Raw genomic sequence first — 15862 nt, 5'->3', positions numbered from 1 at the left:
TGAGCGACATCGTTGTCTCGGCGCGACGGCCTGCTGTCAGCTTATGAGACCCACCCGCAACCGGACAACCGTTGATTTAAACGATTCAGAGTAAAGCCCAGTGGTCAACGGGCCAGAGGATGAGAGAGGCTTTGCCGACGATTCCCGACCTGCTGGCCCAGCGCCAGCAGTCGGCGGAGGCGTCGCGGCTCCGGCAGAGCGCGGCCGAATCCGACGAGCCGGCGCGGTTGTCGCCGAGCACGAGGTAGGAATCGTCGGGGACCGTGACCGGGTCGAAGCAGCGGATGGATCTCGGTTCGGTGGTGCAGTCGAGCGTCCCCGGCTCGAACGGCGGGTCGTTCGTCACGTAGGGCTCCGAGAGGGGCTCTCCATCGACGAGGACCGAGCCCTCGACGGAGCAGCACTTCACGGTTTGACCTGGCATACCGATGACCCGCTTCACCAGGGTGTGGGCGCTGGAGGGCCCGAATCCGGTTGCCGCCCCGAGCCGGCGCAGCACAGTACGCAGTGGATCCGTCGGCGGCGCAGGTGCTGAATCCCAGGCGGTGTCCGCATCGAATACGACGATGTCGCCGGTCCCTGGCGCCCCGCCGACGTACGCGAGTCGGTTGACGAGGATGCGGTCGCCCGGGTCCAGCGTCGTCTCCATGGAACCGGATGGCACCCAGTACGGCTTCGCCACGAAAGACAGCACGAGCCCGACCACGACGAATGCCGCGACGAGATGGAACCAGGGGCTGCCGATCAGCCGCCGCCACAGAGGGCGGGCCTGAACAGCGTTCTCAGTCACACGTTCACGCTAAAGCGTCCCGTTTCGAGTCGCAGGCGCGAAGACCACTCCATTGACGAGGAATTCCAGTGTGTAACCGCGCCCGCTGCCGGACTTCGCCGTGTGCGGCGGGAAGGTCACAACCTGGGAGCCCGTGAACGGGACTGTCGTCGCCACGTTGACCCCGGTCGAGGAGGTTCCGTTGGCGTAGGTGCCGGTCGGTGAATTCGACCCGAAGCTCCCGCTGAAGCCGATATCGGCGTTGTGGCCCCGGCTGACGGTGAGACGCGCAACGACGCTGGCGGAGGGTGACACAGCGATCGACACCGTCGCCTGCTTGTTCTCGCCAGTGGATGGTGCCGAGATGGTCGGTGTGGCGGGGACCGCGACCACCGCGCCAGAGGCGGCGAGGGCGACGGAAAGGTTGCCTGCCGCGCCCGGGGTCACTGTTCCGGTGTCCGACGTTCCGGAGACGGATGCCGACCAGATGCGGGTAGCTGAAGGGTCGATCGAAGACGGGGCCGTGGCGGTAGCCGCTGTCGCCGGAGCCAGCGTGAAGGTGAGCGTTGGCGGGGTGGCGCCTCCAGCCGACATCGCTCCTGTGTGGATGAAGGTGAACACCAGGTTGTTACCGGCGACCGTGCCCGCGCTCGCAGACCAACCCGCAGGCACCTGAGGTGCGGTCGCAGCGAGGCCCTGGGAGCCGACTGTCACGATGACGGTGATGTTCTTGGCTGCGCCGTTCGTGCCCGTGGTCTGCGTCAAGGCGATCGGGAACTCGCCGCCGATGCCGGCGACCCCCGACCCGGAGGTCGTGCCCCACGTGTAGGCCATCACTCCCGGTGCGAAACTCAGCGCAATCGCGCCCGACGCGCTCGCCGCGGGCACAGCGGCAGCCAGCACCACGACGGGTGCGGCCCACGCGCCGACCTTCAGCAGCTTGCGGCGGTCGATCGTGTGGTCAGCGGTGGATGCGGCGGCGCGCGCGAGCGTGTCGGTCACTGTGTTCCCCCAGAGAACAGTCGTGGCTGACGGGCGTTCGGGCTCCCACAGCCGTGAACAGAACGGGCGACCCCTCGCCCGCCGTGCGGTCACCCCAGGTAACCGACGTGATCCTCACCCTAGTGGAACGGCAGAGGGGTCCCTTTACCGCGGGGTGGGAGCATCCGCTTCTTTACGCGATCCTGAGCGTCCCGCGGCGAGCCCGAAACATCCGCGTCGCCGATCGGCAACCGGGCGGGCGTACCGTCGGGCCCAGACGATGGCGTTGTGTATCGGAACGACGAGTGGGGGCTCGACATGGCACAACCACGACGACGCCGGCGGCGGCGCTATGAAATCGGGCAGGAGCCGTGGCTGCTTCGCGAATACGGCGGGGCGCCGATGTGGCTGATCTGCATCGCGGCGGTGTTCCTCGTGGGCGTCGGCGTGCTGTGGTTCGCCCTGGGCTGAGTCAGCGGCGGTGAGCCCAGACGGCCCGTACGCCGGCAGGGGCGGAACGGATGCCGCGTCCCCAACGCGCGAGCCGCGCACGCGTCCGCCCGCGAAGGGTGTCGACCGTCTCGGGTCGGGCGACGAGCAGGTCACGCCGGGTGGGCCATGCCGCGCGCAACAGGATGCGCGGGCGCTGAGCCCACCGCGCGCGCCGGAGTGCCAGCATCCAGAAATACGAGCCGTGCGATCCGGCGGTCACGCGCTCGCGCCAGTCGCGCAGGTCGGGCGACGCCAGCTCCGTCGTCGACGGCTCGACGTCGACCCCGAGCCGAGGCAGCACCGTCTCGAGCGTCGCCACGCAGCCGGTCTCGCGGGCGAGCACACCGAGATCGACTCGCTCCTCGTCGGTGAAGGGTGTGCGCACCAGTTGCTCGAGCTCGTCGAGGTGGCGGGGTTGGATCGTCGCCCCGCGCAGCGAGTGCAGGCCGAGCACGAGTGCGCCGGCGACCTTGTCGAGCGCGAGGCAGTCGCGGTGCGCGAGCTGCAACGTCCACCGGTGCCGCCAGAGCGCCTCGAACACGTCGGCGGGGTCGGCGAGGAACCCCGGAAAGAAGCTGTGCACATCCAGATCGCACGGCCATCCGTCGTGCAGAAACGTCTCGGAGTGCAAAGTGGTGAGCTCGCTGATCAGCCCGCCGGGTCGTTTCGTCCACCCGGACTCGGCGATCACCTCGCACAGCTCCTCGAATCGCGATGGCTCGACGAGCAGGTCGACGTCGGCCGACACCCGCTCCTCGCGAAGACCGTGGAGGTGCAGCGCGGGCCCCTTGATGAGCACGGCGCGGATGCCTCGCCTCTCGGCAAGCGCGCACACCCAGGCGGCAGCGAGCTCGTCGGCCTCGTCGAGGCGCAGCAGAACCGTCGCGTCGGTCGAGACGTCGGTGGGCACGGGCCCACGATAACGGGGGTTCAGGCGGCGAAGTCGTAGCGGGCGCGCCCGCCGAGGCGCGGAGTGCGCGCGGGGTCGACGTAGGCGGGCGGGATGAGCCACACCTTGGCTCTTCTGCCGGTGCCTTCGACCTGCACGTCCCACCCGTTGTCGTGTATGCGGTGGTGACACGATTCGCAGAGCAGCACGCCGTTGTCGAGGTCTGTCGGGCCGGCGTCTCGCGCCCACCAGCGGATGTGATGCACCTTCGTGAACTGGGGCGGAAGTCCGCACCCGGTGCACCCGCCGTCGCGCTCGCCGAGGGCGAGTTTCTGTGACCTGGAGTAGAGCCGCCGTTCGCGACCCCAGTCGAGGATCTCGCTGTCGCCGCCGAGCACGACCGGGATCACCGAGGCGCTGGACGCGAGCTTGCGGGCCGCGGAGGCCGAGATGGGAGCATCGATGCCGTCGATCTCGGCGGTGCCGATGCCCTCGCGAAGGGTCTCGAGGTCCATGCGCACGACCACCGTCACCCCGTTCAGGGGGAGGTCCTTCTCGTCACAGCCGAGGGCGTGCTCGCAGATGCTCACGAGCGCGTCGGCCTGCATCTGCGGGATCGTGCGGCGCTCAGCATCCGTCGTCTCATCGAGCAGGGGCGTCGAAGGCGCATCGGGCGCGGGCGTGACCTGGGCGTTCTGGGCATCACGCTGGGCGCGGAGCTTCGCGGTGACCATGCCTTCGAGCGCGGTCACGACCGGCGCGCCGCTCACGGGGTCGAACTTGCCGTTGATGACGATCATGCCGGAGCGATCGCGGCGGATGGTCAGCGCCGTCTCGGCCGCCAGGTCCGCTTCGCGGGGCTCGACACCGTCGGGATCGAGCCAGGCCTCGGCGCGGAGAATGAGCTTCGACAGGGCGTCGAGGGGGAGCCCGGCGGCCTGCGACACGAGGAGCTTCTCGGCCTGGTCGACCTTCTCAGCGCCGGCGCGGATCGCGACGCGGTCGAGCATCGCGATGATCGCCGCCGCCGCCTGTGCGCCGATGCCGCCGTCGCTCAACCCTTGTCCGACGTGCGGATGCCGGGCCGGCGCCTTGTCGCCGGAGAGCAGCATGCGCGGAGTCGTGGCCTCGCCGACCTTTACGAGCCGGGCGGCGTCGCCGGTGGTCGTTCCCAACGTCGCCGCGATGAACTGCGTGGGGTTGCGGAAGCCCTGGACCTTCGCGAGGCTGTCAGGCCCGAGCTCGGGCCGTGACTGCCGCTGGATCTCGGATGCCACCAGCGCTTGAACGCTCTCGGCGAGACGTTTGCCGCGCCCGATCTGCTCGTTGAGCGCGATCAGCTCGGCCGGCGCGAGCGACGCGATGTCGCGCTCGTCGGGCAGGATTCCCCGCGCAACGTCGATCGCCTCGGCGAGGGACGACAGTGCGCTGGTCATGGATTCAGCGTATCGGAGGTGGGCGTGAGTGTCAAAGCTTTGTTCGAATGAATCTGCCCGATCCATCTCTTCGCTCAGTCGGGAGGAAGACATCCGAAGCCCGGCAGTTTTCAGTGGGACCCATGGGCTGAGGGTGACCGGTCCGCCGGCCGCGTCTGCGCCGCAGTCATCGAGCATGCGGTGCCGACAACCCTGGCGCGCCGATGGCTTTGAAGCGAACATGATCGCAAAATAGAACAGAGATTCGATAATCGATCTCGCACTCTCGCTCCGATGCGGTGCCGAGTAGAATCGCCGCACTGCGCGGCAGTGTCGCGGCGCCCGATTGAGGGGAGCCCGCCATCACCGACGCACCCACGGTCGTGCCCGCGCAGCCCTCCACCGCGGCCGTCGCCACCCTCCACCGGCGTCGCGCGCAGGGGCGAGGCATCCGTCTGCTCGTCATCTATGGCGTGATGCTCGCGCTCGTCGCGTTCTGGCCGACGCCCGTGGATCGCGGAGCGTCGGCCCTCCTCGACGCGATCACGCGCGCCGTTCCGTGGCTGACGTACGACCTCATCGAGACGACCGCGAACGTCGCGCTGTTCGTGCCGTTCGGGGTCCTGCTGGCGCTCGTTCTTCCGCTGCACCGCGGACTCGTCGTGCCGATCGCCCTCGCCACGACGCTCGTCATCGAGTCGGGGCAGGCGCTGCTCCTCACCGAGCGCACGCCGAGCCTGCGCGACATCGTCGCCAACGTGCTGGGCGCCGCCATCGGCCTCGCGATCGTGCACCTGATGGAGCGGCGCAGGATTCCGGATCGACGGATGCTGCGCACCGCCGTCGACGAGGGCTCTTGACGCGCCGCCGACGCAGGGCCACGATATGCGCTATTCGGGGGTTTCCGGCGAGCGGTGGGGGCCGTTATGCCAGGTTGGCGAGGTCTATCGGGTAGCACCGGCGTCGGCGCGGCCCTCACAGCCGCTGCCCTGACAGCGCTCGCGCCGCCCGCAGCAGCCTTCGCAGCGGAGCCTGAGTGCGAGGCGGCCGTGGCCATCGCGAACGGTGGCGGCGAAGACGCGCTGCGCGTTGCGGCTGAGCTTCTCGACGCGCAGCCGGGCTGGGACCCCGACGACGTCGCGGAGTGCCTCCGTCCCGTGAAGGAACCGACGGGGTACGACGGAGCCGACCTCGGTGCTCTGTGGAAGGCATTCGCCGAAACCCTCGACGCGCTCGTCCCGATCCTGGTGTTCGTCGCTCTCTTCACCCTCGCGCTGCTCGTGCTCGCCCGTCTGCTCGCTCTTCTTCCCAAGGTGCGCAACATGCGGTCGACGCGGGGTGGGCGCATCGCTGCCTGGATCGTCGGGCTGGCTCTCGCTGTCGTGGTGCCCGCCTACGTCGCACTGCGCGGCATGTGGGTGATGGCGCAGGGCGGGCCGAAGAGCGATGCCGACGTGGACGCCGAGGGCTACGGCTTCGAGCGGTTCGTGCCCGATGTGCTGTGGCGTTCGGGTGCCTGGTGGGTCGTGCTGCTGGTCGCGCTCGTCACTCTCGCCGTCCTCGCATTCGCATTCGCGACGAGGCAGGGCGTCGCCATCAAGCTGAAGAGCAAGGACGACGGCACCGGCCTCGACAGCGCGCACATCATGGCCTCGATGGATGCGATGGCAGGCCCGACGAACCGCGGTCTCGAGTTTCCCGTCGGCACCGACCTGACCACTGCTGCGGCCGCCGTCAGCGAGCTCTCCGACAACAAGTTCGTCGCCACGCTCCAGGTCGCCGTGAGCGCGATCGTCGGGGCGACGCCGTGGACCTTGACGATCGAGAACGAGGGCGAGAAAGCGGCCTCCGTCACGATCTCGCGCAACGGCGCGCTCATGAGAGCGAAGCGGGTCAAGATCGGTGAGACGCTCGCGGACGTGAGCGAGATGACCGCCGCGGAGCTGCTGGCCGCGCTCATCAGTGGTGAGCTGATCGCGACGCTCCGCTCGAGGTACCGCTCGGAGTTCGATACCGACTTGTCTGGCGCGACCGACGGCGAGTCGATCGCGCTGCACTACATCGCCAGCAGCGCACTCTCGGCGAACCGAGCGGCCCGGGCGAAAGGCATCCCCATTCTTGCTCGTGCCGTCGAACTCGATCCGCACAACCGGGCCGCCTGGACCACCCTCGCCAACTACGCGTACCGCGATCCGAAGATCCACGACCCGAGGAACCCGCTGCCGCATGTCGCGTACCGGGAGTTCCTCGACCGCGCGATCCTCGAGGAACTGACGCGCGGACGCGTCGGCGGGGTCGACGCATGGGTGTGGCGGCGCACGCAGTTCCCGCATCGGACGGATGCCGGCCGGAACTCCGGCGAGTCCGCCTTCGAGCGTGCACAGCAACATGTGCGCCTGTCGCAGATGCGCCAGAACGGCCTGCTCCTGCGCCTGCTGCAGACCCGGGTCGTGGCGGCGATGAATGCGGAGGCCGCCGCGAAGCTGAGCGGCGCGGTTCCTGACCCGAGCCAGGCAACGGACGACGCCGGCTATATGAAGCTGCGGCGTGAGACCTTCGGCGGTCCGTTGTCGAAGCGGGAGCCGCCGAAGCTCGCGGTGCGGCGGCGTCAGCTGCTCCTTCTCGACGAGTTCCGCGCCTCGCGGCTGACAGACGAACCGACCGAGTTGCCGAGCGCGCTCGATCTCCCCGAGTTCGCGGCGGAGCGCACCGCCTGGGATGCTGCGCTGCCGAGTCCGGGCGCCGACTCGTCCCCGTCGCACGCCGGATTCACGGATGCGGACCGCTTCGCGTGCGAGGAGGCCGCGCTCTCGGCGAGTGGCGACTTCGCCCACGACCCGATCGTCGCGTACTCGCTCGCGTGCTACCGAGCCGTCCTGTTCGCTTCGTACCGAGGGAGCCCGTCATGAGCACCGCTGAACCTCGCGATCGCGAGAGCCAGAAACCACGAGGGTCTGCGGAACAGACCGTCTCGTCCTCCGTACCCGCGGGCAGTGGCGGCACCAACGCCGGCGGCGCAGCATCCGTTCTTCCGCCTCCGCCACCGCCACCACCCCCGCCCCCGTCACCCCCGCCGCCTCCGCCCCTTCAGGCCGCCGAACCGGACCTCCTCGTGACGGCTGCGGAGCAGGTGACCGCCGGGGCGGCCGAGCTCAGGACGGCCACGGCCGAATTCGCCATGACGACCGAGAAGCTCGAGAAGCTCACGAAGGCCTACCGAAAGGTCACAGACGCCCTGGCCAAGGTCGACGCGGCGGTGCGAACCAAGGTGACCGACGACGTCTACCTGAAGGACGTCGACGACCTCCTCGCCGTCGCTGCGCTCAGTGAATCGTTGCGCGAGTGGTTCCCGGTGGACCCCGAGATGACGTCGGTGCGGGGCACCGTGCTCGTGCCCCGCACGATGACGGAGAAGAAGCCGGAAGCCCCGGAGTCGGACAAGCCGGAAGACAAGAGCCTGGACGTCCTCCTCAAGGAGCTGCTCGCCCACCTCGCCAAGTAGAAGCCACGCGGCCGCGATCCACGGCGGTCCGATATCCCCAGAGACACTTTTCTGTCTCTAGGGAAGGAAATCCGTCTCGTCTGACTTTGTTCTGAACCTCGGCCGCGTCAGCTGCCGAAGTACTCCCGCGCGGAGCGGGTGTAGAGCAGGATCAGACCGATGACCGACAGGATGCTGCCGCTGATGGCCGACCAGAGGCTCTCGCCGTTGAACATCCCGAGCACCTCGAGCACGATGTTGGCGATGAACACGATCGTCGCGATCGTGCGGGCGGTGTGGTTGCCGCGCCAGAGCCCGACACCGACGGCGAGCGTGACGATGCCGATGATGAGGCTGATCCACCCGACGATCGCGGGCCACGTGATGAAGAGCCCGGCGATGATGACGAAGATCGAGCCGATGATCTGCAGGAAGCCCGAGATCCAGGCGATGATGGCGACGAGGGTGACGCCGAGCGGGCGCTGAGTCATGTCGTGTCCTCCGTGGCGAGACAGAAGTCGGCTGCGTGGGTCCACTATCCGTCCCCACGGTGTTCGGCTCGTAGGATCGGATCCATGCTCGTCGGCCGCATCCGCCCTGTCGAAACCCGAACCGTCGATGTCGAGGGCGCCTCGCTCGAGGCCCTGAGTGCCGCTGTCACGGCGCAGCTGTCGGAGGGGTGGGTCGTGACCGACGTCCCGGCGGCGATGCCGAAAGGCTCGCAGCTGCTGACATCGACCGCGACGATGGCCCGCCGCGACGGCGTGGAGCAGATCGAGGCCGACGACATGGCCGCGCTCGAGGCGAAGGTTCCCGAGGGCTGGCAGCTCCTCAGCGTCCACTCGCTCTGACGTCTACGGGCGTCCCATGCCGTAGTAGGTCCAGCCTGCCGCGCGCCAGGCGGCGGCGTCCCAGCCGTTGCGTCCGTCGATGGCGACGCGGCCGCGGGTGAGGGACGCGGCGTGTTCGGGGGTGAGTTCGCGGCGGTATTCGTCCCATTCGGTGACCATGATGATGGCGTCGGCTTCGCGGAGTGCTTCGTCGCGGTCTTCGACGTAGTTCAGCTGAGGGTGCAGACGCTGCGCGTTCTCGATCGCGGCGGGGTCGGTGACCGTGACCCAGGCGCCGAGGCCGTGCAGGCGCACGGCGACGTCGAGGGCGGGGGAGTCGCGGATGTCGTCGCTGTAGGGCTTGAAGGCCGCGCCGAGCACGGTGATGTTCTTCTTGAACACCGATCCGCCGAGCGCGTCGACGACGAGGTCGACGGCGCGGTCGCGGCGGCGCAGGTTGATGGCGTCGACCTCGCGGAGGAACGCGACGGACTCGCCGCGGCCGAGTTCCTCGGCGCGGGCGGAGAACGCGCGGATGTCTTTGGGCAGGCAACCGCCGCCGAAGCCGATGCCGGCGCCGAGGAAGCGGCGGCCGATACGGGCGTCGTGTCCGATGGCGTCGGCGAGCTGGGTGACGTCGGCGCCGGTGACTTCGGCGATCTCGGCCATCGCGTTGATGAACGAGATCTTGGTGGCGAGGAACGCGTTGGCGGCGACCTTGACCAGTTCGGCGGTCGCGAGGTCGGTGATGATGAAGGGCGTGTTCTTCGCGACGGCGGGGTGGTACACCTCGCGCAGCACGTCGGCGGCCGCGTCACCGGCGTCGCCGGCGGGCACGCCCACCACGAGCCGGTCGGGGTCGATGGTGTCCTTGACGGCGAACCCTTCGCGGAGGAACTCGGGGTTCCACACCAGCGTCGCACCGGTGGCGTCGACGCGGGGGGTGAGGTCGGCGGCGGTGCCGACCGGGACGGTGGATTTGCCGGCGACGATGTCGCCGGGTGACAGGTAGGGCAGCAGGCCGTCGACGGCGGCGTTCACGTAGGTGAGGTCGGCGGCGTAGCCGTCTTTCTGCTGCGGGGTGCCGACGCCCACGAAGTGCACCTTCGCGCCCTGCGCCTGGGCCATGTCGGTGGTGAACCTCAGGCGACCGGAGGCGATGCCCTCGGTGAGGATCTCCTGCAGCCCGGGCTCGAAGAACGGCGCCTCGCCACGGGAGAGCGAGGCGACCTTGCGTTCGTCGACGTCGATGCCGACCACGTCGTGGCCGATGGACGCCATCGCGGCAGCGTGGACCGCGCCGAGGTACCCGCAGCCGATGACAGACAGACGCATGAGTGTGCCCTTCCGGGATGGGATCAGATCGCCCGAACGGGCAAAGGAGACGAGGAAGGGGCGGCGTCGACCCAGCTGACAGCGATCTTCGCATGAGTGCGGCCTGATGCGGGAGTCAGCACACCGCGAACGGTGCCACTGTGACGCAGCTCCGCGGCGCCGAGCTGTCGGAAATCCAGCGCGAGTCCCGCGCCGACAGCTTTGGCGTACGACTCCTTCACCGTCCACAGCTGGGTGAGCCAGGCCCGTCGATCGGCCGGCGGCAGGCTGTCGGCGCGGCGGCGTTCCACCAGCGTGCACAGGCGCCGGGCGAGCGCCGGCTGGTCGAACACGGGCGCGACGAGCTCGACGTCCACGCCGATGCGCCCGTGCTCGACGACGCCGACCACCAGCAGGTCGCCGGCGTGGGCGATGCTCACGTCCAGCGGCGAGGCGGCGAGCCGCGGCTTCGTACCGCGAGGGGTCGCCTCGAAGCCTCGCCACGGGCGTCGCAGCCGCACGGTGACGATGTCGCGCACCCAGCGCCGCGCCGTCAGGTACGAGGCGAGACGTGATCCGTCGAGCGAGCCCAGGGCAGCAGCATCCGCCCCCAGAAGATCCGCGGCGTCCTCGGCGTCGAAGCCGCGAGCGGGCGTCGGGATGCGGCCCGTCACGACGTGCACGCCCCGCGCAGACACGAGCGTCCGTCGCGCGTCGCCGCCGGTCTCACTCCTCGGCACGCTGCAGGATCCCCTCGGCGAGCTCCCGGATCGTGGGGTGGTCCCACACGATGGTCGGGTCGACCTCGAGCTGGAACTCGTCCTCGATGTCGCCGCAGAGCGTGAGCGCGTAGACGGAGTCGAGCCCCAGTTCGGCCAGCGGCGTGTCGACCGTGAAGGCGTCGGCCTGGATCTTGCCGTAGGCGACGACGCGTCCGACGAGCCATTGCTCGATCTCGGTGGCGGTCAGCTGTACAGGCATGGGTCGTCCTCTCTCTTCTCACATCGGCGGAACGGTCGCGCGCGCGGGACCGATCGCCATCTCCTCGCCGCTCGCGGCGCGGGCTTCGGCGTGCGCGACGAGCCGCGCCACGAGGTCGGCGGGAAGCGGCGGCTGCCGCCGCGTCACCCGCCCGAGGATGCGTCGGAGGCACGCCTCCAGCGCGAGCGGGTCGCCGGCGATCGCCTCGCCGCCGCGCGCGTGCATCCAGCCGTCGACGACCGCGGCGCCCGCGGTGAGCAGCGCGACCCGGTGAGCGAGCTCCAGCTCCTGGTAGGGCTCCGTCGCCCCGCCGCCCACCTCCGCCAGGGTCCGGCTCGCCGCAGCGGCCAGCGCGGCGTGGACCTCGACGGCGCCGGGGGCGTCCGACGCGATCGCCGGCGCGACCTCGGAGCGCAGCAGCGAGCCCGGGGCGGCAGCATCCGTGCTCGCGCACCACGCGTCCGATTCGGCGAGCGCCGACGGCAGCGCGTCGGAGAGGTCGGGCACGAGCACAGGGAGGGCCGACAGATCGCGCACGTGCTGCTCGATGAGCTCGAACGGCGCGATGCGCGCGTAGAACGTCGAGCCGGCCAGCACCGACACCTGCTGCGCCGCCTCGGCGAGCAGCACGCACGAGAGATGGGCACTCAAGGCGACGGCGACGGATGCTGCGGGCGCATGCGCGTCGGCCAGGCACACGGCCGCACTGCTCAGCGCGTCGGCGGTCAGCGCATCGGCGAGGGCTGCGGCCAGGAGGCTCCGCGCATGCGGGATGTCGAGGACGGTCCCGCCGTACAGGTGGCGGGCGTGCGCGTACTGCACGCACTCGCGCAGCGCGGCGTCGAGCGCCCCGAGGGCGCCCGCGGGCACGGCGGCGCGGACCGTGGTGGCCGAGGCGGCATCGGGCACGAGCCTGACCCCGGGCTCCAGCCCGCGCCCGGCCTCGAAGCGGTAGCCCCGCAGCGCGCTCGTCACGACGCGCTCGCCGCCTCCGGCCACGGCGTCGTCGATCGGGAGGCGTCCGATGAGCGGCTCCAGGGCGTCGAGGCCTGCCGCGACGTCGCGCCCGAAGGCGGGGCGCGCCCGCTCGACGCTCTCGGCGATGCTCATGGTCGCTCCGTCCACGAGGGCAGGAGTGTCACGCCACCGCCGGCGTGCGCGCGCAGCGCGGCGTCGAGGAGCGCGTCGGCGACGAAACGGTCGACGGGTTCTGCGCCGAGCCGGTTCGCGATGCGCTCGAGCACCGCCGCCAGCCACGCGTCGGTCTCGCCCAGCGGACCCGGCACGGTGCCGGTCCGCGCGAGGTGCACCGCCAGCGCGCACGCGCCGCCGAAGACGAGGGCGAACCGCTCCGCGAGGTGGAAGGCGAGGGGATCGGGCTGCGACTGCCGGGGGAGCGCCTCGGCCTCCCCGAAGAGCGCGGCGTACTCGGCGCCGATGCGACGCGCCGCCGTGACGGCGGCGGGCGACGTGCGCCCGTCGTCGGTCGCGTCGACGAGGGCGGGGAGCGACCGCAGCAGCCTGGAGCCGTGCCGCGTCACCAGTCGCAGGGTGGTCGTGTCGAGCGCATCGAACTGTGCGTCGGCTCGCAGGGGCGCGAGCAGCTCCGCCAGCGGCGGCGCCGCCGCGGGGCGCAGCTGGTTCGGCAGCTCGTTGACGATCATGTTGAGGTTGACGACCGAGTTCCCGTCGAAGATGCCGACGACGCGGCTGTCCCGTGCGGCCTTCTGGAACGCGCTGAAGGCGGACGGATGCAGTGTGCCCGCGGTCTCGCTTCCGACCACGAGCGCGCGCGGGCCGAGCAGATGAGTGAGGTCTCGGAAGAGCAGGTCGGCGGTGTCGGGGCCGAGGAACTTCACCAGTGCGCTCACGAGCGCCATCTCGCCGGGGAAGGCGTGGGCGGAGCGCACGCCGACCAGCATCAGGCATTCGACGAGCAGCGCGTCGGCGATGGCGACGCCCAGGGCGTGCCGAGCGGCAGGGGAGTCGAGCAGGCGCCGGCCCGCACCATCCGGCACGGTCGCGGCATCGAGCGCGGTCTGAAGCGCCCGGTCGACCGCGCCCATCGACAGGCCGGTCGTGAACGGGCGGGTCAGCTGCAGGCTCTTCAGCACGAGCTCGAGGCCGTGCCCTTCGGGGCCGACGACGGCATCGGCACCCACCACCGATCCGTCGAACCGGATGCCGGCGAGGTTGGCGCCGCGCAGCCCGTGCGACGACACCTTCGGCTCGTATGCGATCGTGGCCGGGCCGGCCTCCTCCTTGTCGACGAGCACGAGCGACAGCGACCGCGGCCCCCCGCGGTCGTCGGAGCGGGCGAGCACCGTCATCGCGCGGCAGCGGACGGCGTTGTTGATCGGCCACTTGCCGCCGTCGACGCGCACCGACCCGGTGCCGATCCGCGCCGTCGTCGCCGATCGTGAAAGGTCGGAGCCGCGACCGCGCTCGGTGAGCCCCCACGACACCGGCCGGCCGGTGCCGACGAGGTCCGCCATGCGGTTCGCCATCGGGCCGTCGGCGACCCACGCGCAGATCGCGCCGAGGAACGTCTTGCCGTGCGCGGCGGCGACGGTGAAGTCGCGGCGGGCCAGGTGGCGGATCATGAGGAGGGGCACCAGCGCATCGGTCAGCATCCCGCCGTGGGCGGCGGGGATGTACCAGCGCTGCAGGCCAAATGCGGTGACGGCCGCGATCTCGTCCTCCGGAAACGCCGATCGCTCGTCGAGGACCACCGACCGCCGCGTCGAGATCACGGCCCCGTCGTCGGCGGGGTCGCCGAGGAACGCGTCGAACGCGCGGACGGGGCCGAGAACGTCGACATCCGCGCCGGTCGCGGGCGCGGTCATGCCGGGACCGCCTCGAACCCGTCGAGATGCACGAGCGGCAGCCGCTGCTCGTGGAGGAGCCGGCGGGTGAGCGCGCGCTGCACCTTGCCGCTGGTGGTGCGCGGCAGCGTGCCCTTGCGGATGAGCGCCACACCCAGCGCCGGCAGGGTGAACTCCCCGCCGACGCGGGCACGGAGCGCCGCGGTGAGGGCGTCGAGCTCCTCGGCGGTCGTCGCGGGTTCGACCTCGGCGACGATGCCGACCTCCGGCGCCGCGCCCGGGCGCTCGAACGCCGCGCTGAGGCATCCGGTTCCGAGCAGCGCGGCGGCGCTGTGCTCGAGGTCCTGCGGGTAGATGTTGCGGCCGCGCACGATGATGAGGTCCTTCAGGCGGCCGGTGATGACGAGCTCTCCGTCGATCATCGCGCCGAGGTCGCCGGTGCGCAGGTACACCTCGTCGGGCACACCGGCGAGGGTCGCGCCGAAGTCCTCCGCCGTCTGCTCCGGGCGGTGCCAGTAGCCCTGGGTCACGCTGGTGCCGCGCACCCAGATCTCGCCGATGCGCCCGTCGCGCAGCTCCACCGCACTGGCCGGGTCGACGATCGCGATGTCCATGCCCGCACCGGGTGCCCCGCACGGCACGAGCTGCGCGCTGCGCTCGCCGCCGGTCGCGGGCGCGATCTCGTCGCGTTCGAGCGCCTCGGCGCTGACCGTAATCGCGCGCGGCGGCACGGTGTCGCGGTGCGCGGTGATGAGGAGGGTCGTCTCGGCCATGCCGAACGCCGGCACGAACGCCTCGCCGCGGAACCCCGCGGGGGCGAACCGCGCCGTGAACGCGTCGAGGGTGTCGATCCGCACCGGCTCGGCACCGGTGATCACCGTCTCGAGCGACGACAGGTCGAGCTCGGCGAGCTGGTCGTCGGTCACCAGGCGGCTGCACAGCGCGAACGCGAAATCCGGCCCGACGGTGTGCGTCGCCCTGTGCTCGCTGATCAGCCGCAGCCACAGCACGGGCCTGCGCAGGAACTGCGACGGCGACGTCATGTGCAGGCTGGCACCGGCGAAGACCGGCTGCAGGATCTGACCGATCAGACCCATGTCGTGGTAGTGCGGCAGCCACCCCACGGCGACCGAGTCCGCCGTCATGCCGACGACACCGCCGATCGCGTGCTGGTTCGCGTACAGGTTGCCGTGCGACACCATGACGCCCTTGGGCAACCCGGTCGATCCCGACGTGTACTGCAGGATCGCCAGCGCCGACTCGTCGATGTCGGGGACGCTCCAGTCGTCCGGCGACGCCGACGACGGCCCGTCGACCGGGATCACCACCGCGTCCGCGACCGACGTCTCGCCCGCGAGGCCGAGCCCGTCGAGCGCGCCGGTCTCGGTGAGCACGGCTTTGGCGCCCGCGTCCTGCAGGATCGCGAGCAGCCGCTGGCGCACAGCATCCGCGTTGCGCATCGCGGTGATCGGCACCGGCGCGGCGGCGACACCCGCATACAGGCAGGCGAGCAGCGCCCTGACGAATGGCAGGCCCGGCTCGAAGGCGAGGATCGCGACGTCGCCCGGTGCCAGACCGGCGCGGGCCAGCTCCACGGCGCGCGACCGGGCGTCGGCGTCGAGCTGCGCGTACGTCGCCTCCGTGAAGTCGGTGGGCGAGCGATGGAAACGGATGCCGCGTCCTTCGGCCGTCGTCGCCGTCAGGCGCAGTCGCCGCACGAACTCGCTCCCGCGGTCCTCTGCGCCGCCCTCCCTCTCGGGCGCCTCAGCCCTCGGCACGTGCACTTCGATCTCGGTCATCGCGGACTCCCCTCGGTCCTGACGCCGTATGTTCCCGCGAGTCCGTCCCCAAAATTGCCCATAGCCGTGCCGGCCGACGGATCCAG

Annotated in this window: 16 protein-coding genes; 5 read left to right on the top strand and 11 right to left on the bottom strand. The window is 70.7% G+C overall.

From position 1 onward, the window contains the following. Positions 1 to 85 precede the first annotated feature (85 nt). Together lepB and AC3A46_RS10410 are read right to left on the bottom strand one after the other, a co-directional pair. Positions 86 to 790 carry a signal peptidase I gene (gene lepB / locus AC3A46_RS10415; protein ID WP_487665129.1) on the bottom strand — a complete coding sequence of 235 codons (705 nt, stop codon included), beginning with the start codon at positions 788 to 790 and terminating at the stop codon, positions 86 to 88. Between the two features lie 9 nt (positions 791 to 799). Then, positions 800 to 1771, bottom strand: a complete 972-nt coding sequence (locus AC3A46_RS10410) for a hypothetical protein (protein WP_487665128.1) — start codon at positions 1769 to 1771, stop codon at positions 800 to 802. A 297-nt stretch (positions 1772 to 2068) separates the two neighbouring features. Between AC3A46_RS10410 and AC3A46_RS10405 the strand changes: the two genes are divergently transcribed. Beyond that, positions 2069 to 2221: a hypothetical protein gene (locus tag AC3A46_RS10405; RefSeq protein ID WP_487665127.1), complete on the top strand. Its 153-nt coding sequence runs from the start codon at positions 2069 to 2071 to the stop codon at positions 2219 to 2221. Between the two features lies 1 nt (position 2222). Here the strand turns inward: AC3A46_RS10405 and AC3A46_RS10400 are convergent, their stop codons facing one another. Further along, positions 2223 to 3152 (bottom strand): nucleotidyltransferase family protein, encoded by a 930-nt coding sequence (locus tag AC3A46_RS10400; protein WP_487665126.1) that lies wholly within the window; start codon positions 3150 to 3152, stop codon positions 2223 to 2225. Positions 3153 to 3172: 20 nt separating this feature from the next. Next, positions 3173 to 4567: an HNH endonuclease gene (locus AC3A46_RS10395; RefSeq protein WP_487665125.1), complete on the bottom strand. Its 1395-nt coding sequence runs from the start codon at positions 4565 to 4567 to the stop codon at positions 3173 to 3175. A 362-nt stretch (positions 4568 to 4929) separates the two neighbouring features. On the opposite strand from AC3A46_RS10395, the gene AC3A46_RS10390 reads away from it, so the two are divergent. From AC3A46_RS10390 to AC3A46_RS10380, 3 genes are all read left to right on the top strand, one after another. Then, positions 4930 to 5406, top strand: a complete 477-nt coding sequence (locus tag AC3A46_RS10390) for a VanZ family protein (RefSeq protein ID WP_487665124.1) — start codon at positions 4930 to 4932, stop codon at positions 5404 to 5406. A 189-nt stretch (positions 5407 to 5595) separates the two neighbouring features. After that, the gene (locus tag AC3A46_RS10385; protein ID WP_487665123.1) at positions 5596 to 7455 is read left to right on the top strand and encodes a hypothetical protein; all 1860 of its coding nucleotides are present in this window, start codon (positions 5596 to 5598) and stop codon (positions 7453 to 7455) included. 203 nt (positions 7456 to 7658) lie between these two features. Continuing rightward, complete coding sequence (locus tag AC3A46_RS10380; RefSeq protein ID WP_487665122.1) at positions 7659 to 8048, top strand: hypothetical protein; 390 nt, start codon at positions 7659 to 7661, stop codon at positions 8046 to 8048. A 107-nt stretch (positions 8049 to 8155) separates the two neighbouring features. Here AC3A46_RS10380 and AC3A46_RS10375 read toward each other — a convergent pair whose 3' ends face one another. Beyond that, positions 8156 to 8518, bottom strand: coding sequence for a hypothetical protein (locus AC3A46_RS10375; RefSeq protein WP_487665121.1), 363 nt, complete (start codon positions 8516 to 8518; stop codon positions 8156 to 8158). Positions 8519 to 8602: 84 nt separating this feature from the next. Between AC3A46_RS10375 and AC3A46_RS10370 the strand changes: the two genes are divergently transcribed. Beyond that, the gene (locus tag AC3A46_RS10370; protein WP_487665120.1) at positions 8603 to 8878 is read left to right on the top strand and encodes a hypothetical protein; all 276 of its coding nucleotides are present in this window, start codon (positions 8603 to 8605) and stop codon (positions 8876 to 8878) included. A gap of 3 nt (positions 8879 to 8881) precedes the next feature. Here AC3A46_RS10370 and AC3A46_RS10365 read toward each other — a convergent pair whose 3' ends face one another. The 6 genes from AC3A46_RS10365 to AC3A46_RS10340 are packed head-to-tail and all read right to left on the bottom strand — an operon-like array spanning position 8882 to position 15776. Further along, entirely contained in the window at positions 8882 to 10192 is a 1311-nt protein-coding gene (locus tag AC3A46_RS10365) for a UDP-glucose dehydrogenase family protein (RefSeq protein ID WP_487665119.1), read from the bottom strand. Positions 10193 to 10215: 23 nt separating this feature from the next. Next, positions 10216 to 10911 carry a 4'-phosphopantetheinyl transferase family protein gene (locus AC3A46_RS10360; RefSeq protein WP_487665118.1) on the bottom strand — a complete coding sequence of 232 codons (696 nt, stop codon included), beginning with the start codon at positions 10909 to 10911 and terminating at the stop codon, positions 10216 to 10218. After that, positions 10898 to 11152, bottom strand: coding sequence for an acyl carrier protein (locus AC3A46_RS10355; RefSeq protein ID WP_310248727.1), 255 nt, complete (start codon positions 11150 to 11152; stop codon positions 10898 to 10900). Before AC3A46_RS10355 ends, AC3A46_RS10360 begins: the two co-directional genes overlap by 14 nt. An 18-nt stretch (positions 11153 to 11170) precedes the next feature. Beyond that, positions 11171 to 12262 carry an acyl-CoA dehydrogenase family protein gene (locus tag AC3A46_RS10350; protein WP_487665117.1) on the bottom strand — a complete coding sequence of 364 codons (1092 nt, stop codon included), beginning with the start codon at positions 12260 to 12262 and terminating at the stop codon, positions 11171 to 11173. Continuing rightward, positions 12259 to 13998 carry an acyl-CoA dehydrogenase family protein gene (locus tag AC3A46_RS10345; protein ID WP_487665116.1) on the bottom strand — a complete coding sequence of 580 codons (1740 nt, stop codon included), beginning with the start codon at positions 13996 to 13998 and terminating at the stop codon, positions 12259 to 12261. The genes AC3A46_RS10350 and AC3A46_RS10345 overlap by 4 nt, the downstream gene beginning before the upstream one ends. Continuing rightward, complete coding sequence (locus tag AC3A46_RS10340) at positions 13995 to 15776, bottom strand: fatty acyl-AMP ligase (protein ID WP_487665115.1); 1782 nt, start codon at positions 15774 to 15776, stop codon at positions 13995 to 13997. Before AC3A46_RS10340 ends, AC3A46_RS10345 begins: the two co-directional genes overlap by 4 nt. Between the last annotated feature and the right edge of the window lie 86 nt (positions 15777 to 15862).

The sequence above is a fragment of the Microbacterium sp. Soil_C_42 genome (assembly GCF_057656735.1).
This window is presented reverse-complemented; position numbering and strand designations above follow the sequence as displayed.